The organism is Lysinibacillus sp. HST-98, assembly GCF_016757845.1.
Taxonomy (GTDB): Bacteria; Bacillota; Bacilli; order Bacillales_A; family Planococcaceae; genus Lysinibacillus; species Lysinibacillus capsici.
Genome location: NZ_JAENHX010000004.1, coordinates 315576 through 336311, shown reverse-complemented (window position 1 = coordinate 336311; position 20736 = coordinate 315576). Strand labels below are relative to the sequence as shown.

The following is a 20736-nucleotide window of genomic DNA, read 5'->3' as shown; positions in this document are numbered from 1 at the left end:
AAAAAATTTAAAAGAGCAGCCCCATAACATGTTGAGGCTGCCCTTGAAATAATTAGTCTTGGTCTTGTTGTCCAGAAGTAAACCAATCTTGAACATTCCAGACTTTTGTTACGAGTCCTTCATAGAAATCAGGTTCGTGACTTACTAGCACAATGGTACCTTTAAATTCTTTCATGGCACGTTTTAATTCATTTTTTGCATCTACATCTAAATGGTTTGTCGGTTCGTCGAAGAGAAGCCAGTTAGCTTCCTCCATCATTAATTTACATAAACGCACTTTGGCTTGCTCGCCACCAGATAATGAATTAAGCGGACGTGTAATATGGTCAGTTTTTAGGCCAGCTCTTGCTAAAGCTGCACGTACTTGGGCTTGTTCCATAGAAGGGAAAGCATTCCAAACATCATCAATTGGCGTGATTTTCTCAGCTTTTACTTCCTGTTCAAAATAGGAAGGATATAGGTAGTCACCGCGGACTACTTTCCCACCAAGCGCATTAATTTTACCTAACATTGTTTTTAATAATGTGGATTTACCCACACCATTCATACCGACTAAAGCAATTTTTTCTCCTCGTTCAATCGCAAAAGATAGTGGAGGAAGTAATGGCTTGTCTTTATCGTAACCAATCACTAAGTTCTCAGCCTCTACAACGTAGCGGCTAGATGAACGGGCTTCTTTAAAACCGAATTCTGGTTTTACAGCTGTTTCTGGGCGATCAATTCGCTCTAAACGATCAAGTTGCTTAGCACGTGATTTTGCACGACCAGTAGTGGAGTACCGTGCCTTGTTTTTAGCTATAAAATCTTCTTGCTTCTTAATGAATTCCTGTTGCTTTTCATAGGCTTCAATATGCTGACGTTTATTGATTTCAGCAAGTTCAAGGAATTTTTCGTATGTTGCAGTATAACGAGTTAATTTTGAAAATTCCAATTGGAAGATGACATCCACTGTTTCGTTCATAAATTCTGTATCATGTGAGATTAGAAGGAAGGCATATGGATAGTTCTTTAAATAAATTTTCAACCAAGTAATATGTTCCTCATCAAGATAGTTCGTCGGCTCATCTAGTAAAAGTACTTTAGGTTTTTCTAATAAAAGCTTAGCGAGGAGTACCTTTGTGCGCTGTCCACCAGAGAGGGCAGCTACATCACGCTCTAAGCCAATGGCATCAAGTCCAAGTCCACGTGCCACCTCTTCAATTTTCATATCTAATGTATAAAAATCACCTGCATCTAATGCATCTTGTACTTCTGCCATTTGTTCTAAAAGTACTTCTAATTCTTCAGGCGTTGCGTCTGCCATCTTGCCTGTAATTTCATTCAGCTCTTCTTCTTTTTTATATAATGGTAAAAAGGCATCGCGTAACACTTCACGCATTGTTCTACCAGCCGTTAATACGGTATGTTGGTCTAGATAACCATAGTGTGTACCAGGAAGCCACTCAACTTTTCCTGTATCGTGGATCGTTTGACCTGTAATGATGCCCATTAATGTAGACTTACCAACACCATTAGCTCCTACAAGTCCAATATGATCACCTTCTACTAAGCGAAACGATACATCTTTAAAGAGTGTACGATCACCGAAAGAATGACCTAAATTTTCTACTGTTAATATTGCCATATCTGTTCCTCCAACTATCTTTCTTGTTTACATTTTATAGTTCTGCAAGCTGCTTGTTAAGTTCTGCTAATTGAGCTTCCATATTCGCAAGACGTTGCTCTGCCTTAGCTACCTGATCGTTGTGCCCAGTAGACTCCAACTTTTCTATATCACCTTGTAAATTCATATAGTCCATTTTTAACTCTCTAATTTGGTATTCAATATCACTTTTTGTTGGCATGAAGACTACTCCTTTTGAGACTATTTTTATAGTGAATGCGTGTAAAAGCGATGGAGGTTTTAAGAATCCCCCACCGCCTATTCTTTAAAATCAATCGGGTACTTGTTGAATTTACTTATGGCCCAACTTCTGTAAGAGGTGTTGGAGTGAAAAATTCTTATATATTGTATCATAATCATCTTAGAAGTAGCACTAAGTAGAAGCGATATTATGACGATCATAAGCAAAATCTAACAGTAATGCTTGAAGTGTTTCATTATTACCAGCAAGATTGAGTTGTCGCTGTTTTCTCACTGCTCGTTCACTGCGAGCTTCGTGTAAAAGAAATTCCATGACAGCATTTTGGATTTGTGATTGCTTCATTTTTCGACCAAGTCCTAGATGGATAAAGCCATTATGCTCACGAGGGAAAGCATGTAAAAGTTCAGCTTCAGTTTGCGCAAGTGTAATGCATGGCACGCCATAAGAGGCAATTTTATAAGGTGTATAGTTAGCATTACAAATAATGACATCTGCTTTAGGTAGTAGTTTGAGGAGTGCATTTTTATCTCGAAGAATAGCAGTATTGCGACGACTAAGTACCATCATTTGCAAGTCATCCGTTGCATGGCGATAGCTTTCGTCAATCATAACTGTAATTTGTAGTGGTATTTGAAGTTGAGTTAGATGTCGAAGTGTTCGATACGTTAAATTATGCTCGTCCCCATCCTCGAAAGCGACAACGATATGAGGCGGATTTTCAGGTGTTTTACTATCAGATATATTATCGAAATGCTGATAAGCATCTGGCAGGGCAAAAACAAAGCTTCCACCAATATAATGTGCTGGTAAATAATCTTTTACTTCTTGATAGAGTGCTAGTAGTACACAATCACAGGCTTGGCCACCTTCACCAAAATCATCAAAATGAATAATTGTTTTGCAGAAAGGTCGTAATTCTTCTACTTGCCAGCCTTCAGAATTTCGCCCATCTCTAACAATTAAATCAGGTTGAAGTCCTTTGATTTGCTTAGGTAATTCGTTAAAGTGATCAAATAGAATAGGAGAAACTCCTTCATTCATTAAAATTTGGATTCCGTCATTTGAAGGAGTCTTTACAAAGATAAAAACCTTCTCATTCGAAAGTAGTTTAGCTAATGTTGAAACCCGTTCAAAAGGATACAGCCCTTTATCAATACAGCTTTCAATAATGAAAACAATCGTTTTTTTTGGTTCAATTGCGTGTGTTTCGTTTTGCAAATGTATCCCATCCTTTCCTCTGTCTCTTTAAATTATGGCGAAGAAAGAGCAAGTATGTGTAAAATTTAGGATTTGCTCATGAATGTCTCTAGAGGAATCTTCTAAAATAGCTATCTTTAATCAGTTTTAATTATCAAAAAATGGTCGATATATAGAGAAAGGCGAATTGTAGGAATATACATAACAACTGGAAGGTCTTTATCTTGGCTCAGAAAAATCCCTCTACAAATGAGATGATGGCATGTTTTGTTTAACTCTGATGTGTCAAGATAAGGTCTACGCAGGGTGTCAAGGATTTTAAAGGCGAGCTTTTAGAGTGAGCCGTAATTGATATACTATTAATAAGTAGAAGGACGGGAGAAAAAATGAGTATGCGTGCAGCGATTGTTGTAGGGGCGACTGGTTTAACCGGCTCCGCTCTAGTTGAACAATTATGTGAAAATGATGAGTATATTTCAGTAACAGTTATTGCACGAAGAAAGCTAACTTATATGCATCCAAAGTTAGAAGTGAAAATTCGTGATTTTGATAGAATAGAAGAAAACGATATAGGATTTGCTCATGAATTGTATTGTTGCTTAGGTACAACCATTAAAAAGGCAGGCTCTCGTGAAATGTTTGAAAGGGTAGATTTTGAATACCCGTTAGCAATTGCATCTTTAGCAAAAAAACGTGGAATCCCTCATTTTCTTGTGATTACGGCAATGGGAGCTAATGAGAATTCTCCATTTTACTATAATCGAGTTAAAGGCAAACTTGAGCGTGATTTAGAGGAACTAGGCTTACAAAGACTTTCCATTATTCGCCCCTCACTCTTAGTAGGGAACCGTGATGAATTTCGATTAGGAGAAAAGGCAGGAGAAAAATTATTAAAGCTTGCACAGCCTTTATTGATTGGACCTTTAAAACGTTCTAGAGCGATTGAAGCTACACAAGTGGCAAAGGCTATGATTATCATTGCCCTATATGGTAAACAACAGCCAGTCACTATTTATCCATCAGATGAGTTAGCAACATTAGAGTATCCGGAAATACCAGAAGAGGACATTTCAAGAGAAACATTATTTGATTGGAATAAGCTGAACGAAGGCGAGAAAGTTAATCGGGAGGTTGTCATTAATCGAGATAAATATAAGCTTGAGGAAACGGTCATTGATAAGGAGGTCCATTTCCGACAACGTGACCAGGATAATTAATTTAGGGATTAAATTCTCGTTCCGTCTAAAGACTGAATTTATATCAATTGTCATGACAATCCTTTCCGAGCCACTTTTCATTTGTTACAATATTATTGTAGAAGATGAATGTGGAGGCAAAGTAAAGATGAAAATTTTACTCGTAGATGGCACGATGTTTGGTCTTAAAACTGGTGCTATTTTAGAGCAAGTGGAGCAATATATTAAAGAATTAGATGCTAGTTTCGAGTTAGAAATGATGCATTTTAGTCAATATAAGCATCAAATTGTGGATGGTTCCCCATTAAATGATGATATGAAAAAAATGATTCAACAATTTGAGGAGGCAGACGCTTACATTATTGCAACGCCTATTTTCCAAGCGTCTATTCCAGGTGTTTTGAAAAATGCCTTTGACTTCTTACACCCTAAAACAATGCGCTATAAGCCTGTATCCATTGTTGCAAATGGAGGCACATACCAGCATCATCTTGTAGTCGAAAATCAGCTAAAACCTATTTTAGACTACTTCCGAGCGCTTGTTACGCCAAACTATGTGTATACACATACATCACACTTTGATGCAGATAATAATATTGTAGACGCAGACGTTCATAGTCGTTTACGTGAATTAGCTCGTGTATTTGTTCAATACTGTGAAATGAGCAAGAACTTGCCGAAGGAAACAATTGACCAACATTAAGATAGCCCTTGTACGGTGGTAAGAAATCACTGTGCAGGGGATTTTTCTTTGTAAGTATTGTTTTAGGATGTGATAAAATAAAACTTTAGTGACTCAGAAAGGAGGGCTGCTCATGCAGGACATCGCTTTACTAGAAAAACAACGCTGTAATCTTATTTTGACCAATAAGGCGAAGGAAGCGGTAGAGGAATGCTCAGCAAACGAGCATGCCTTTTTTGCGTTACAAAGATCTTTTACTGTCTATATTGAAAAACGAAAAGCAAAAACAGTTGGTGAAACCTTTTTATCCATCTATTTTAATGCGGAGGACAATGAAAAATTAAGCGATTTTCTTGCTGAGAAAACGGTTATTATGGATTGTTTGCTAAAGGTGGAAGGATTGCTGGCAACCAACATTCGATTTGTCCATATGCGTGGACCTATTAACACAAATCGTCGCTTAGCAGCCGCATTACAATTTGTGACGAAACCTAATAATGGAGCAGGTATTCCACTTGAGCTGCACACCAAAATAAGACAGCTACCGATTGCAGAAGAACGTACAGAGTATGTAAAAAAACGTATAGCCAGCTGGGAAGGCTATTTAAAAATACAAGAACGAGATGCAACCATTGATGATATTCATACAGAATTTAAGCAAAGCTATTTCAATGAAGACTTTACACGCTTAACCATTGTATGTCCCTACATAAAGAGTAAAGAATGGAAAAAGCTAGAGGGGTTAAGTGTTAGCATTCAAGGAATTCGAGGCGAAATAGGACAGGTTATAAAGGCTAATGCAGGAAAGCAAACGGTAGAAATTGATGTAAAGCCTTTTATACAGGATTTGGCTCGCAAGGATGGACTGAATCTTCGTTCAAAACAAGCGAGCTTTAGTAATTTTGCAACATTAAGCCAAATTCGACGACTACGTAATGGTTTTACAAAGCTAGAAAAGGGTGAGGCAGTAAACCCTAATTTAGAAACAATACTGTTTGAGAGACGTCCTACAGTTCGTTCATCCAAGCTACGCGAAGATATTGAATTTCATAATAATTTAAATGAATATCAACGACGAGCCGTTTTAGGTGCACTATCAGTTGAGGATTTGTATGTCATTCAGGGTCCACCTGGTACGGGGAAAACAACTGTCATTTCAGAGATTTGTCAGCAAAATGTTAAAGCAGGATTAAAAACACTTGTTGCCTCACAGTCTAATTTAGCTGTAGATAATGCATTAGGACGCTTACTGTCCAATCAAGAAATCCGAATTTTACGCTATGGTAGAACGGAAAGTATTGAGGAAGAGGGTAAAAAATTTATAGAGGAAAATGTGGCACTTCAGTGGCGTGAGCAGACACTTGCTGCGATTGAAGAAGCAATTACAATATTTCCAGAACGTCAGCAAGAGCTAGAAGCAAACCTTGTAAAAGCAAAAGGTGAGCTAGAGAAATTAGAGCAATGGCTAGAGCAATTAACACAGGAAATGGCTGCAAAAGAGCAGGCAGCTATTGAAGAACCCATTTTACAGCAGGAGATTCAAGCATTAAAAAAAGAATTGAAGGTTGCTAAAACAGAGCAACAAACATGTGAGACTCAAAAAGAGCATTATGAAAAGCAGCTCGCACAAATTGGGCCAATTGTACAGCAGCTTGAACAGACAATTGCTGATTACCCTTCAGTCGAGCAACTACAGGGTATGATTCAGGAAACTACTGAAAAAGTGAAACATCTAGAGGCTGCTGCTCAATATAAAGAACTACAAGAACAAAAGCACCAGTTAACACAGCAATTTGAAGAGATACAGCAGAAATATGAAATCGAAAGCAATCGTCTAGTAATCATGAAGGAAGCGCAAAAATATATATATACATTAACCTCATTTGAGCTTATTCAGCGTTTTTTACAACATTATCAAATTCGCCCTTCTCATGTACTTTCGCAACAAATCGATCGCTTGCAGCATTTAGAGGATGCGAAAGATTTAGAGGCATGGTCCACGATTAATGCTCGTTTACAAAAGGCAATTGTGAAGTTAGAGGCTTTGGTCACGCATGAAGTCAAGGAGCGTGCCCTTGCTAAAAGTAGACTACAACCAGTACAATCGTTTTCTTTGCAAAACCTTACTGGTGTATTCGCACAATTAAACACGGCTTTTCAAGATGGTCAAGCACCCGCAAGTGATGTTATGGAAAGTTATTTGCTCGGGTTATATATGCGTCGTGATTTTGTTTGGCAAAAGGGGATAGCACTAAAGCAACAGCAAGAGCATAAAGATCAGGAATACGAAACTTTTCGTAAAAATCTTGTAACTTTAATTCATCAGGAGTGTGCAATAACTAGCTTTGATGTGCAAAGTTACCAGCGGCAGCTTCAACCATTTTTACAGCATACTGAGCGGTTACAACAATTAGCAAACGCCTTTCGGATTACTGAAGAACCAGAAGAATCTGTAGACTATTTAAAAATTCTTGCCTCCCAAGCTAGAGAGTCTCTTCTACAAGCAAAGCAGCAACTTGAGGCAGTGGAGCAGGCTAAAGTACAACTTGTTCCTAAACAAGCCTCTTTACTGACTGTCCAAACAAACTTGCAGGAAGTAGAACAGCAGCTAACGCTTATAGAAGAACAAATAAAAGATATTAATATAGCTGGATTGAAGAAAGAAAAGCAACTAGCTACCTATACAAAGCTTTTACAATCTATGCCAGAACGAACTGCTGAAGAGGTGAAGGAAGCTATTCAAACTGCAAAGCAAGCAATCGAAGCATTCCAACGTCAGGAAAAACAGCTACCTCTTCACAAAAAACTACAAGAACAATGGCGTGAAAAATTACAAAACGCAACAGAGTATGATTTAGATGAAATTCGAAAACTGTATGTACGTCATGCGAACGTTATTGGTACAACATGCGTAGCTTCTGCCAGTAAGGAGTTTATGGAAAATTATCCGACCTTTGATGTGGTTATTATTGATGAAGTTTCAAAAGCAACACCACCTGAATTGCTCTTACCAATGCTAAAGGGGAAAAAAGTTATTTTAGTAGGTGATCATCATCAGCTACCACCATTACTTGGGGATGATACGCTGGAGGAAACATTAAAGGCAATGCTAGAAGAAAATCCAAACTTTGAAGGCGCACAGGAATTAAAAAATCTGTTGCGTGAATCATTATTTGAGCGTTTATTTAATAATTTGCCACCAACACATAAGCAAATGCTAGCATTGCAATACCGCATGCATGAGAAAATCATGCAAAGTATCACACCATTTTATGCGGAAGAAGAAAATGGCTTGCAATGTGGCTTACCAGATTCGGATGCAGCAAGAGATCATGGCTTAGAAGGGCAGTTTATAAAACGTGATGACCATTTACTGTGGATTGATATTCCAACAGAAAAACCTTATTTAGAGGAGCAAGTAAAAGGCGGAACGAGTCGTTTTAATGAAGGAGAATTGCTCACAATTAGACGTATTTTACTAGATCTCAATGAAGCGGTGAAGGCAGCAAAAGAAGCAGGGCGTATGCCGCAGGATGCTCAAAAAAGCGTTGGTGTCATCAGTTTCTACGGTGAGCAGGTAAAGAAAATTAATCGCCTTCTTCAGCAAGAATTAAAGCTACCACATCTGCAATTTAGAACAGGGACTGTTGATAAATTCCAAGGGATGGAAATGGATGTCATTTTAGTGAGCATGGTTCGTAATACACCTAAAGGCGGGGATATTGGCTTTGCCAGAGATTATCGTCGATTAAATGTCGCGCTATCTCGTGCCCGTGAGTTACTACTGCTTGTGGGAAGTGCAGAAATGTTTGCAAAACGTGCAAAACATCAAGAGACAAGAGAGATGTATGCGAATTTATTAAAAACAGTAAAATCCTACGATGGCTTACGTAATCATGAAGGATTGGTGATATAGATTGTCAAAATTACAACAACGACTAATGCGTGAGCTTCAGCAGAATCGTAATATTAAGATTGTCAAAATGGCTGAATGGTGTATTCCCATTCGAACAGTTGATGTGACCTATGAGCCTGTTCGTCGTTCAACAATGGATGTCTTAATGACAATGCTTCTGCTTAGTATTCAAGAGGCGGATTTTAGCAACGCACAGGAATTGAGCGAGCTATTGCTGGTAGACCCATTATTTATTGAGGACTTGGTTTCTTTAATGATTCGAGTAAACCTTGTGAAGAATGAAGATGATTTCTATAGGCTAACTGAAAAAGGACAGAAGCAGCTAGAACGAGGTATTTTTGAAGAAGAACTAGAGGAAGAAACCTCTACACTTTACTTTAGTCCCTGCCATCAATCGTTTCTCACTATCGATACGAGTAATGATGAATATGATGAATTGCCAGAGCTCTATCGTTATATTGACAAAGAGGCAGAACAACAGGAACAATTTGAGGAATCCATGGTGATTGCAGCTTTACAGGAAGCGGATGAAGAAGAGGAAGGTAGCTCTCAGAAAGTCATCGCAAAAATTGTTCAAACAGAAGCTCAACAAATTAATGATAGCCCATGTTTAGAGTTTGTTCTTTATGATAAGGAACAGGATATAGTATTTGCAAGAGTTTGGAATACATTACTCAATCAATGGGATCATCATTTAGAGCAACAGCTTACAGACGAAGAACAATTAACATGGCGTGAGCAATATTTATCTTGATTCAATTTCAATTGCTAGAAGAAACGAACGTAGATCGCGTTCGTTTTTTTATTTTAATTATAAATTTACAGAGTTAGGTGATAATTGAAAAATTTTTTCGATAAACTACTGCATTAGCATAAATTAAACCATTGCTAAGGAGGGGACAGATGTCAACGATTAGTTTATGTATGATTGTTAGAAATGCACAATGTACGATTGAAAGATGCTTAGATTCGGTTCAGCACCTCGTGGATGAGATGAATATTATTGATACTGGTTCAACTGATCGTACAAAAGAGATTGTCCAAAATTTTACCTCTCGAATTTATGACTTTTCCTGGTGTGATCATTTTGCTAAAGCTAGAAATTTTTCCTTTCAGCAGGCAACAAAAGACTATATTTTATGGCTCGATGCTGATGATGTTATGACAAAGGAAAATCAGCACAAGTTCAGCCAACTAAAGCAATCGTTATTTCCCTCTATTGATGCTGTAACAATGGATTATTATTTGACGCTTGATTGTGATGGGGAAGTGGAGTGTAGTGAACGAAAGTTTCGTCTAGTAAAAAGGGCGAATCATTTTCAATGGGAAGGTGCTGTTCATGAGAATTTAAGGGTGTCAGGGCAGCTCTATCATAGTGATATTGCTGTCACACATTTACCGTTAACGAAAGATATTCATCGCAATATAAGTATTTATGAGGGATTAATAAAGAATGGACATTCTCTTTCAGCAATTGAGTCATTTCATTTTGCGAATGAACTAAAATTACATCACCGTTACCTAGAAGCTATTAATCAATACAATCTATTTTTGGATAGCAACTTAGGCACTACAGATAATCGCATTGAGGCTTGTTTACATGTAGGAGAATGCTATCGGCGTTTACATGATGATCAACAAGCACAGCAAGCTGTTTTGCAATCTTTCTTATATGATCGACCAAAGCCAGAAGCATGTTGCCGAATGGGCCAATTTTTTATGGAGCAATTAAAACATAAAGAGGCTATTTACTGGTACTCTCAAGCCTTGCAACAAGCTCCTGCCGATACAATGACTATCCAAAAGCGTGCTTATTCAACGTGGATTCCACATCTACAATTAAGCCTTTTGTACAGGGAATTACGATTATTTGAAAATGCCTTTCAGCATAATCTAGAGGCACAAAAATGGAAACCGAATCATCAAGAAATAATTAATAATGAAAAATATTTACTTAGTCAATTAAAGATATAAATCTTTCTTATGGGAAAGGTACATCAATAAACAAGACATAAATAGCTTGGCCAATTAACAATGAAACACCTACAACAACTGTCATAAAAATCACATTACGTGGCCTGAAATTTTTTGCTTCCATTAAAAACCTCCCTCGATATAGAATATTCAGTCAATTCAAGATATGTTTTGAAGGGATGAGTATGCATAATAAAAGAGCAAATTCACATTAAGAGTGAATTTGCCCTTTTAATTAATCGAACTTTAACCCCTTCAATGCTTCAGCAAGTGCATTGTTCACAGGTTCCTCGTTGTTTTGCTGCTTTAAGTACTTTTGTACGGAGCGCTTGTCGACCTTGCCTCCGCCTTCTTTTTTGCGTCTTGCTTCAAAGGCTGATAATTTTTCGCGATAGCCACATTTACAAACGAAAATTTGACCATCACCTTCTCCGCGAAGCTCTAATTTTTTATGACATTGTGGACAACGTGCATTTGTGGTACGTGAGACATTTTTACGATGACCACATTCGCGATCTTGACAGACAAGCATTTTTCCTTTCTTGCCATTCACTTCAAGCATTGGTTTACCGCAATCAGGACATGATTTGGTAGAGATATTATCATGCTTATACTTTTTGTCACTACCCTTAATCTCTGTAACAATTTCCTTTGTGTAATTTTTCATCTCGCTAATAAATACATCTTTTTTTAGCTTGCCCTTTGCAATAAGCTCAAGCTTTTGCTCCCAATCTGCTGTCAGGGCAGGAGATTTTAATTCCTCTGGCACTAGGTCGAGTAGTTGACGACCTTTAGAGGTAATATAAATATCTTTGCCACCACGCTTTTCTATTAAGAAGGAATTGAAAAGCTTTTCAATAATATCTGCACGTGTAGCGACTGTGCCAAGACCACCCGTAGATTTTAATGTGTCGGCTAATTTTTTATCATTCGTTGCCATATATTTTGTTGGGTTTTCCATGGCTGATAAAAGAGTAGCTTCATTAAATCGAGCAGGTGGCTTTGTTTGACCAGAAGTTTGGGCAAGAAGCTTTACTTTTAAAATATCGCCCTTATCAATGCGTGGTAGTATTTGTTCCTTTACGTCATCTGCTGTGTCCTCATCATCAAAGCGATGCTCATAAACTTCCTTCCAGCCAGATGATAAAATCGTTTTTCCACGAGCAATAAAGCTTTCATCGCCAATTTTTGCACGCAGTGTTAGTTGTTCATATTCAAAAGCAGGCAGTAGAACAGCTAGGAAACGCTTTACAACAAGATCATAAATTTTACGTTCCTTATCTGTGAAAGCTGAATAATTTACATAGCCCTCTGTTGGAATAATCGCATGATGATCTGATACTTTACTATCATCGACAAAGGCCTTTGTTGGTTTGATTGGTTTAGTAAGCAGTTTATTGGCGATGGAGCGATATTCACCAATACCACAGGCCTTTAAGCGTTCTGGTAGTGTAGCAACGATATCCTGTGAAATAAAGCGAGAATCCGTACGTGGATAAGTTAACACTTTATGTTGCTCATAGAGTTTTTGCATGATATTCAATGTTTCTTTCGCTGAGTAGCCGAAGATTTTATTGGCATCTCGCTGCAATTCAGTTAAATCATAAAGACCAGGTGCAAATGATTTTTTAGGTTTCTTTTCAATGTCCGCAACGATGGCATTGCTATTTCCTATTTTTTTCACCAGTGTATTGATTTTATCTTTATCAAAGCTACGACTATTACCATTTTGGTCTTGCCATGTGAGCTTTAAGTTATCAGTTGTTTGCGCTTCAACACCATAATAAGTTTGTGCCTTAAAGTTTTTAATTTCATCTTCACGTGCAGCAATTATTGCTACTGTTGGTGTTTGTACACGTCCGCAATTCAACTGTGCGTTAAAGCGGGTAGTTAAAGCACGAGTAGCATTAAGCCCGATATACCAATCTGCCTCTGAGCGAGCTACAGCAGAGGCATAGAGATTATCATATGCATTGCCTGGCTTTAGATTGGCAAACCCATCTTTAATTGCCTTATCTGTAACAGAGGAAATCCATAAGCGTTTCAAAGGCTTTTTAATTTTCACTTTATCGAGTATCCAGCGTGCTACTAATTCACCTTCACGTCCAGCATCTGTAGCAATGATGATTTCATTAACATCATTACGTGTAAGCTGACTTTTGACCGCATTAAATTGCTTTCCAGTTTGCTTTATAACCGTTAATTTTAAGCGTTCAGGTAACATGGGGAGATCTTCAAGATTCCATGTTTTATATTTCACATCATAGCTTTCTGGGTCAGCCAGTGTTACAAGATGTCCAAGCGCCCAAGTCACAATGTATTTATCTCCCTCAAGGAAGCCATTTCCTTTTTTATTACACTTCAGTACACGTGCAATATCACGTGCTACAGAAGGTTTTTCAGCAATTACTACGCTCTTTGCCATTGTTAACACCCTTTCATAGTTCCATGGTTTTAAATATAGCATAGGTTGAGTGGGTTCGCAGTTTAACTGAAGCGAAATTTATTAAATGTCGGAGGATAGATTTAGGCAGGTAACAGTAAGGAAACATAAATTTCAGAAAAAATATTGAATTCTGAAAATTATTATGTTAGTCTAGTGTACATAAAAATGAAGTAACGACTTCATAGTATAGATAAAAAAAGGATGAGCTTCTTTTATGAGAGATCAAACAATTCAGCAAATGATTCAAGAGAAATATCAAGAGTTGTCTAAAAGTCAACAAAAGGTAGCTACATTCATATTAAAAAATTTACAGACAGTAGGAATCCACTCTGCTTCATATGTAGGGGAAAAGGCCGGAGTAAGTGAAACGACAGTTATCCGTTTTTGTTACGCATTAGGCTTATCTGGTTATGCACAATTGCAACGTCAGGTAACCATGCATTTATTTAATGAAGGGAATGCAAGTAGTTTGCAGAATTATTTGCAATCGAAGCAAGCTCTTTTTGAAAATCCACGTTTTTATGTAAAGACGATGGAAAAGGATGCATCTCGCATTTTAAATATGGCTAAAAACATTAACGAGGAAGACTTTAATCGAGCTTCAGTATTGCTCCATGAGAAGAAAAAAATATATATTGCAGGGAATGGCTCTTCCCATTTAGCTGCACAGTGGCTTCATTTTACATTAAATCTTTTGCGACCGAATGTTGTTTTATTAAATTTTGAAACAAGTGAGGTCATACGTGCTATTCAAGAGATTGATGAAAATAGTGTAGTAATTATTTTATCATTCCACCGTTACTTTAAAGAGCCGATCCAATTTGCAGCTGAATTACAAGAAAAAAAATGTGAGATTATTGGTATAACCGATTCTCAGATTGCACCTATAACTCAATATGCAACTATCACCTTTGTGAATGAACAACAACAAGAAGTTTCAACAATTGATGCTATGCCAGCACTCATAGCATTTTTAAATACACTAATAGCAGGAATGACTGCTCAAGATCATGACTATTATGAAAATCAGCGCGTAAAATATGACGATTTTCAAAATAGCTTTTTAGCAAACCGATGGAGTTGACTAATATGAACCAAATTTTACAAGAGTTACAGCCACTTCTTACAGATATTTTTAAACATTTACATGAACATCCAGAAGTTAGTTGGCAAGAGCACAATACAACTCAATATATAGCAAATTTATTAAGAGAGGCCCAAATGGAGCCACACCTTTTTGAAGATATGACAGGACTTTATGTTGATATAGGGGAGGGAACACCTAGGGTAGGGTTCCGCACTGATATAGATGCACTTTGGCAGGAGGTTAATGGTGTCTTTCAAGCTAACCATTCTTGTGGACATGATGGTCATATGACGATGGCTATTGGAACTGCATTGCTGTTAAAGGACATGGAGCATTTACTGTCAGGTGCTGTACGTATACTATTTCAGCCTGCTGAGGAAAAGGCCCAAGGAGCACGCGCATTTGTCGAAAAAGGTATTATAGATGATTTAGATTATTTATTTGGTGTTCATGTTCGACCATTAAAGGAATTACAGGATGGTTCGTATGCGCCAGCATTATACCACGGAGCAGCAAAGCTTTTTACAGGGACCATTATTGGGGAAGAGGCACATGGCGCACGGCCAGAACTCGGCATTAATGTAATTGAGGTTGGAGCAGCTATAGTCGAAGGTCTTCAAAAAATTTGGACGGATCCAACTATCTCTGCCTCTGTCAAAATGACACAGTTTAATGCAGGAGGTACCTCCACAAATATTATTCCTGGTAAAGCTAGCTTTAGCATTGATGCACGAGCTCAAACAAATGAAGTGATGCAGGTAATCACAGAGGGGGTAGAGCGTGTAAAAGCATCTGTTGAAGCGATGTATGGTGCCAAGATATTCTTACAGGTAGATGCTCATATAGTGGCAGCATTGGTGAATGATGAAGCCTTACAACATATGAGGGAAGCTATTATTGATGTCGTTGGGGAAAAGGCTTGCGCTCCATCAGTTGTTACACCAGGAGGGGAGGATTTTCATTTTTATACCTATGAACGTCCGAAGCTTAAAGCTACAATGCTTGGATTAGGCTGTGGGGTTACTCCTGGCTTACATCATCCACAAATGACCTTTAATCAAGATCGGCTGTTAGTAGGAGTAAATATTATTACAAGGGCTATTTTGAGAACATTATAAAGATATAGAAAGAAGAGATAGCTATGATAGAGATAAGAGAAATCAAAACAATAGAACAACTTGAGCAGGTTCAGCAATTAGAGTTGAATGTATGGGGAATGCCTGCTATTCCTCTCCATCAAACGCTGACAGCAGTGAAAAATGGGGGCATCGTTGTAGGTGCTTATCAAGAAGATAAATTAGTCGGATTTAGTTATGGTTTTGCGGGTTTTCGAGAAGGAAAAAGCTATCTATGCTCTCATATGTTAGGGATTGATGAAAAATATCGATTACTAGGCATAGGAGAAAAGTTAAAGTACGAACAGCGAGCTATTGCTATTGAACGTGGCTATGACTTAATGGTATGGACATTTGACCCTCTTGAAACCCGAAATGCTTATCTTAATTTATCTAAATTAAAGGGTATTTGCTATACCTATATAGAAAATTGCTACGGTGAAATGCAGGATGGTTTCAATAAAGGGCTACCCTCTGATCGATTTGAGGTGAGCTGGCATTTAACTTCAGATTATGTGGTGAACGACATTACAATAGAAGTAGCGGATGCAAAACCAGTGGCAAGCTGTGAACTTACAAAGCAGGGCTTATTATGTTTAAAAATGACTGAAAATTTCGAATTTGTAGAAGGGTTGTATACGCTACCTGTTCCTAAGGACTTTCAAGCCTTAAAAGCACAAAATCCTAGCTTAGCATTGGATTGGCGTTTCAAAACAAGAACTATACTAAAGCAACTATTTTCAGCAGGGTATGCAGCAATTTCACTGCAACAACGAGAATGCTATAACGAATATGTTTTAGTGAAAAAAGCAGCTTTAAATTTGGAAGGGGCATTTTAATATGAAAATTACAGAAATCACAATACGACAATTGAAGATGAAATTAAAAGCACCGTTTACAACAAGCTTTGGCACGTTTGATGAGAGGGACTTTTTAGTCCTCGAGGCAAAAGATGAGACAGGCTTAATCGGTTGGGGAGAATCAGTTGCCTTTCATTCACCTTGGTACAATGAAGAAACACTTCAAACAAACTGGCATATGCTTGAAGACTTCCTCATTCCTCTTATTTTAAATAAAGAGATTCATCACCCCGATGAAGTGAGTCAACTATTTGAGCCGATTCGCAAAAATAATATGGCGAAATCGACGATAGAAGGAGCTATTTGGGATATATATGCACAGCAAACTGGCCAATCCCTAGCAACAGCACTTGGTGGTAAAAAGGATAAAATTGAAGTAGGTATTAGTATCGGAATACAAAATTCGATCGAGGAGTTAGTAACATTAGTTGACGGCTATGTAAAGGAAGGTTATAAGCGCATGAAAATCAAAATAAAACCGGGCTGGGATATAGAGGTTATGCGTACATTAAGGGAAACATTTCCTGATGTAGCCTTTATGGCGGATGCCAATTCAGCCTATCGTCTAGAGGATACTGAAACATTGAAACAACTGGATGCATTTAACTTAACAATGATTGAGCAACCACTGGCTTCAGATGACATTATCGACCATGCTTCATTACAAAAATTAATGGAAACACCAATTTGTTTGGACGAAAGTATCCATTCGTTAGAAGATGCACGAAAGGCTGTAGAACTAGGGAGCACCAAAATTATAAACATAAAAATTGGTCGTGTTGGTGGCCTAACAGAAGCAAAAAAAATACATGATTATTGTGAGACACATAACATCCCAGTATGGTGTGGCGGCATGTTGGAATCTGGTATTGGTCGTGCGCACAATGTAGCCTTAACAACGTTGTCAAATTTTATATTACCGGGAGATACTGCTGGCTCTAATCGATATTGGGAAAAGGATATTATCGAACCAGAAGTAGTTGTAAAAGATGGTTATATTGAAGTACCACAACAAGTAGGAATTGGTTATGAAATAAATAGGGAAACGGTTAATTCCTTCACAGTCGCACAGAAAACATATCAATAAATAGACTTAAATTTCTTATATTAGAATAGTAGGTGGGCTATGAAAAAAAGTTGGCAGATAGGTGGAGCATTTGTAGGCTTAATTGTTGGAGCAGGGTTTGCATCGGGTCAGGAAATAATGCAGTACTTTACTAGCTTTGGCTTGTACAGTATGGTAGGTGCAATTGTTGCTACCCTTGCATTCGCATTTTTAGGAATGAGTTTAGCTCAATTAGGAACAGATTTACAAACAACATCACATAAAGAGGTGATCTATCATATAGGAGGGCGATATGTTGGCATTATTTTAGATATCGTTATCACGTTTTTCTTATTTGGCGTTGCTGTTGTCATGTTTGCTGGATCAGGCTCAACATTTCATCAGATGTTTGGCATCAATCCAGTAGTTGGTAGTATTTTTATGGTTGTTATAACTATACTAACCTTACTATTAAATGTTAATAATATTATTAATTTAATAGCATTGGTTACCCCTTATTTAATGGGTATCATTTTTATTATTTTGATTTATTCTATCTTTACGATGGATATATCTATTGCAGAGCAAAATACTTTAGCGAAAGCACAATCATCTGCAGCATCTAATTGGTTAATGGGAGCGTTACTTTATGTTTCCTATAATATCGCTGCTGGTGCAGCAATGTTAATTGTAATGGGAGGAACAGTAAAGGACCGCAAAGTTGCTGGCAGAGGTGGACTACTTGGCGGTTTAATGCTTGGTCTCTTAATTGTATTAATCAATATAGCCATGTTTGCTAAAATAAATGTTATTGATGGAGTAGCAATGCCAACATTAGAATTAGCAAAACAAATTCATCCTATAGTAGGTGTCTTAATGTCTATTGCTTTATTAGGCATGATGTACAATACTGCGGTGGGGATGTTCTATTCATTTACAGTTCGATTTATTGCGCCAGACCATCAATATTTTAAAGTAGCTATTGTAGTTATAGGATTAATAGGTTTTGCTGCAAGCCTAGTAGGATTTACTACATTAGTTGGTAAAGTCTATTCAACAATGGGCTACTTAGGTTTCGCCTTAATTGTTGCTGTTATTATTTCGTGGCTACGTAAACTACCAAAAACTTTATAAAGTAAAAATTTCCCTTTTGTGAACGTAAGGGAAATTTTTTTGTTTTTTTGTGATGAAAGCAAGATCTATATCATACAGTTAATTTGTGTTTGCGAAATCTATTCATGCTGTTTTAAGTAAAAATTATGCTCGAAACTTTATAAAAAAGCTATTCGGTGCTAGACACCAATTTTTGAGAATGTTATATTTGTATTGTCATAGTATTTTTATAATTAGGAAAAAATAGAATACTTTATAGGTTTAATGGTTTTTCCTGATTATAAGGAGTGATGAAGTATAGAGCTAGATGAAGGATGATAGGGCCTATGGTAAAGAAAACGTTAAAACAAAGAATTGTAGACGCTTCAGTTGAATTGTTTCAACAAGATGGTTATCACAATGTAACAGTGGATCGTATTGTGGAATATATTGGGGCATCAAAGGGTGGATTTTATCATAATTTTAAATCAAAAGATGAACTGTTGTATGAAATTCATGATGTCTTTATTTCATATGTTATTCAACAATCGCAAGCTGCATATGACAAATTCGATACACCTATCACACGTTTGTGTGCCATGCTGCAAACACTGACACAAGTATTTGATATGTATCAAGCACATATTACGATTTTTTATGAAGAAAGTCGTTCACTCTCAGATGAATATAGTGACATCATCCATAAAAAGCGAGATCACTATCGTGATATTTTACAAAGAGTGATAGCAGAGGGTCAGGAAGCAAAGGTTTTTCGTACCGAATTACCTTGTACAATTGTGACAATGGCAATTGTCGGGATGATTAACTGGACATACAAATGGTTTAAGCAATCAGGACCATTAACGATGGAGCAAATCACAGATGTTTTTACCGATATGGTATTACGGGCAATTGTGACAGATCAAGCCATGGAAGAAGCAAAGCAATTTATAATAAAGGGGTAGCCAGTAGGAAACACTGGTTTTATTATTTGTTTTTACAAACCGACTAGTCGGTATTAACTGTAAGCAATTGTTCTTAAGCTACATTTACTATGGCAAATTCGACATTAGGGGGACTAGGGATGAATTTTGAATTAACAAAAGAGCAAGAAATGATTCGAGACATGGTGCGTGATTTTGCTGAGAAGGAGATTAAACCGTATGCTCGTGAGGTTGATGAGACATCAACAATGAGAATAGAGAGCTTTAAGAAGATGGCAGAACTAGGCTTATTGGGTATCCCGTTTCCTGAGGAATATGGTGGATCAGGTGGTGATACGGTGTCCTATGCTTTAGCTGTAGAGGAGATTGGTCGAGCATGTGGGGGCACAGGGTTAAGCTATGCAGCTGCTGTTAGCTTAGGAGCCTCACCAATTTACAACTTCGGCACAGAGGAACAAAAGCAAGAGTGGCTAGTTCCATTAGCTAAGGGTGAGACATTAGGGTCATTCGGTTTAACAGAGCCAAATGCTGGTTCAGATGCAGGGGGCACACGTACTACAGCTATTATTGATGGTGATGACTACATCATTAACGGAGAGAAATGCTGGATCACCAATGCAGGATATGCTCGACAAATTATTGTAACTGCGGTAACAGGTAAACGTGAGGATGGTAAAAAGATTATTTCTTCTATTATTGTGCCAACCAACACACCAGGCGTAACAATCAACTGTAATTATGACAAAATGGGTGTACGTGGCTCCAATACATGTGAAATTGTGTTAGAAAATGTTCGTGTCCCAAGAACAAATCTATTAGGGGATGAAAAACGTGGCTTTAGCCAGTTTTTAAATACATTGGATGGTGGTCGTATTTCCATCGCTGCTCTTTCTGTTGGAATTGCCCAGGCTGCTTATGAAAAGGCACTAAAATTTGCGAAGGAACGTGAGCAATTTGGTGCACCTATTTCGAAGTTACAGGCGATCCAATTTAAATTAGCTGACATGGCGATGGAAATAGAGCTTGCTCGTACGTTAGTACATAAAGCGGCATGGTTAAAAGATCAAAAGAAGCCATTTGGCAAAGAAGCTGCCATGGCTAAACTATTTGCTTCTGAAATGGGCTTCCGTACATGTAATCAAGCAATCCAAATTCATGGTGGTTCTGGATATATGAAAGAATACGATGTAGAACGTCATTTACGTGATATTAAATTAATGGAAATCGGTGAAGGGACATCTGAAATTCAACGTCTTGTTATTTCTCGTCTAATTGGCTGTTAATCATCATTAGTTAAGTTAAATAGCATAAATAAGG

Annotated in this window: 16 protein-coding genes; 12 read left to right on the top strand and 4 right to left on the bottom strand. The window is 37.6% G+C overall.

Annotated features, from left to right (window positions below):
* Positions 1–52: 52 nt before the first annotated feature.
* The 3 genes from JIN86_RS12420 to JIN86_RS12410 form a co-directional block, all read right to left on the bottom strand.
* The gene (locus tag JIN86_RS12420) at positions 53–1624 is read right to left on the bottom strand and encodes an ABC-F family ATP-binding cassette domain-containing protein (protein ID WP_202342061.1); all 1572 of its coding nucleotides are present in this window, start codon (positions 1622–1624) and stop codon (positions 53–55) included.
* Between the two features lie 34 nt (positions 1625–1658).
* Positions 1659–1844: an SE1832 family protein gene (locus tag JIN86_RS12415; protein WP_004225556.1), complete on the bottom strand. Its 186-nt coding sequence runs from the start codon at positions 1842–1844 to the stop codon at positions 1659–1661.
* Positions 1845–2036: 192 nt separating this feature from the next.
* Entirely contained in the window at positions 2037–3083 is a 1047-nt protein-coding gene (locus JIN86_RS12410) for a PseG/SpsG family protein (protein ID WP_009371641.1), read from the bottom strand.
* Positions 3084–3448: 365 nt separating this feature from the next.
* On the opposite strand from JIN86_RS12410, the gene JIN86_RS12405 reads away from it, so the two are divergent.
* From JIN86_RS12405 to JIN86_RS12385, 5 genes are all read left to right on the top strand, one after another.
* On the top strand, positions 3449–4279 hold the full coding sequence (locus JIN86_RS12405; RefSeq protein ID WP_202342060.1) for an oxidoreductase: 831 nt from the start codon (positions 3449–3451) through the stop codon (positions 4277–4279).
* Between the two features lie 127 nt (positions 4280–4406).
* A complete protein-coding gene (locus JIN86_RS12400; protein ID WP_004225549.1) occupies positions 4407–4961 on the top strand; it encodes an NADPH-dependent FMN reductase in 555 nt (184 codons plus the stop codon).
* Between the two features lie 112 nt (positions 4962–5073).
* Positions 5074–8856 carry a DEAD/DEAH box helicase gene (locus JIN86_RS12395; RefSeq protein WP_202342059.1) on the top strand — a complete coding sequence of 1261 codons (3783 nt, stop codon included), beginning with the start codon at positions 5074–5076 and terminating at the stop codon, positions 8854–8856.
* Between the two features lies 1 nt (position 8857).
* Entirely contained in the window at positions 8858–9610 is a 753-nt protein-coding gene (locus JIN86_RS12390) for a hypothetical protein (RefSeq protein ID WP_202342058.1), read from the top strand.
* A gap of 149 nt (positions 9611–9759) precedes the next feature.
* On the top strand, positions 9760–10830 hold the full coding sequence (locus JIN86_RS12385) for a glycosyltransferase family 2 protein (protein WP_009371636.1): 1071 nt from the start codon (positions 9760–9762) through the stop codon (positions 10828–10830).
* Between the two features lie 235 nt (positions 10831–11065).
* Here the strand turns inward: JIN86_RS12385 and JIN86_RS12380 are convergent, their stop codons facing one another.
* Entirely contained in the window at positions 11066–13255 is a 2190-nt protein-coding gene (locus JIN86_RS12380) for a DNA topoisomerase III (RefSeq protein ID WP_202342057.1), read from the bottom strand.
* A 235-nt stretch (positions 13256–13490) separates the two neighbouring features.
* Between JIN86_RS12380 and JIN86_RS12375 the strand changes: the two genes are divergently transcribed.
* The 7 genes from JIN86_RS12375 to JIN86_RS12345 all read left to right on the top strand — a co-directional run bounded on the left by JIN86_RS12375 (position 13491) and on the right by JIN86_RS12345 (position 20702).
* On the top strand, positions 13491–14360 hold the full coding sequence (locus JIN86_RS12375) for a MurR/RpiR family transcriptional regulator (protein WP_004225544.1): 870 nt from the start codon (positions 13491–13493) through the stop codon (positions 14358–14360).
* A 5-nt stretch (positions 14361–14365) separates the two neighbouring features.
* Positions 14366–15481 (top strand): M20 peptidase aminoacylase family protein, encoded by a 1116-nt coding sequence (locus tag JIN86_RS12370; protein WP_202342056.1) that lies wholly within the window; start codon positions 14366–14368, stop codon positions 15479–15481.
* A gap of 23 nt (positions 15482–15504) precedes the next feature.
* The gene (locus tag JIN86_RS12365) at positions 15505–16317 is read left to right on the top strand and encodes a GNAT family N-acetyltransferase (RefSeq protein ID WP_202342055.1); all 813 of its coding nucleotides are present in this window, start codon (positions 15505–15507) and stop codon (positions 16315–16317) included.
* 1 nt (position 16318) lies between these two features.
* Positions 16319–17425: an o-succinylbenzoate synthase gene (gene menC / locus JIN86_RS12360; protein WP_004225539.1), complete on the top strand. Its 1107-nt coding sequence runs from the start codon at positions 16319–16321 to the stop codon at positions 17423–17425.
* 39 nt (positions 17426–17464) lie between these two features.
* Positions 17465–18517 (top strand): YkvI family membrane protein, encoded by a 1053-nt coding sequence (locus tag JIN86_RS12355; protein WP_009371634.1) that lies wholly within the window; start codon positions 17465–17467, stop codon positions 18515–18517.
* Positions 18518–18822: 305 nt separating this feature from the next.
* A complete protein-coding gene (locus JIN86_RS12350) occupies positions 18823–19440 on the top strand; it encodes a TetR/AcrR family transcriptional regulator (RefSeq protein ID WP_004225537.1) in 618 nt (205 codons plus the stop codon).
* Between the two features lie 119 nt (positions 19441–19559).
* Positions 19560–20702: an acyl-CoA dehydrogenase gene (locus JIN86_RS12345; protein WP_004225536.1), complete on the top strand. Its 1143-nt coding sequence runs from the start codon at positions 19560–19562 to the stop codon at positions 20700–20702.
* The last annotated feature ends 34 nt before the right edge of the window (positions 20703–20736 follow it).

Bases quoted from the DNA above. Each gene is read 5' to 3' on its own strand.
- JIN86_RS12420 (WP_202342061.1), bottom strand. From the start codon at position 1,624: ATGGCAATATTAACAGTAGAAAATTTAGGTCATTCTTTCGGTGATCGT.
- JIN86_RS12415 (WP_004225556.1), bottom strand. From the start codon at position 1,844: ATGCCAACAAAAAGTGATATTGAATACCAAATTAGAGAGTTAAAAATG.
- JIN86_RS12405 (WP_202342060.1), top strand. From the start codon at position 3,449: ATGAGTATGCGTGCAGCGATTGTTGTAGGGGCGACTGGTTTAACCGGC.
- JIN86_RS12400 (WP_004225549.1), top strand. From the start codon at position 4,407: ATGAAAATTTTACTCGTAGATGGCACGATGTTTGGTCTTAAAACTGGT.
- JIN86_RS12395 (WP_202342059.1), top strand. From the start codon at position 5,074: ATGCAGGACATCGCTTTACTAGAAAAACAACGCTGTAATCTTATTTTG.
- JIN86_RS12385 (WP_009371636.1), top strand. From the start codon at position 9,760: ATGTCAACGATTAGTTTATGTATGATTGTTAGAAATGCACAATGTACG.
- JIN86_RS12380 (WP_202342057.1), bottom strand. From the start codon at position 13,255: ATGGCAAAGAGCGTAGTAATTGCTGAAAAACCTTCTGTAGCACGTGAT.
- JIN86_RS12375 (WP_004225544.1), top strand. From the start codon at position 13,491: ATGAGAGATCAAACAATTCAGCAAATGATTCAAGAGAAATATCAAGAG.
- JIN86_RS12370 (WP_202342056.1), top strand. From the start codon at position 14,366: ATGAACCAAATTTTACAAGAGTTACAGCCACTTCTTACAGATATTTTT.
- JIN86_RS12365 (WP_202342055.1), top strand. From the start codon at position 15,505: ATGATAGAGATAAGAGAAATCAAAACAATAGAACAACTTGAGCAGGTT.
- menC (WP_004225539.1), top strand. From the start codon at position 16,319: ATGAAAATTACAGAAATCACAATACGACAATTGAAGATGAAATTAAAA.
- JIN86_RS12355 (WP_009371634.1), top strand. From the start codon at position 17,465: ATGAAAAAAAGTTGGCAGATAGGTGGAGCATTTGTAGGCTTAATTGTT.
- JIN86_RS12350 (WP_004225537.1), top strand. From the start codon at position 18,823: ATGGTAAAGAAAACGTTAAAACAAAGAATTGTAGACGCTTCAGTTGAA.
- JIN86_RS12345 (WP_004225536.1), top strand. From the start codon at position 19,560: ATGAATTTTGAATTAACAAAAGAGCAAGAAATGATTCGAGACATGGTG.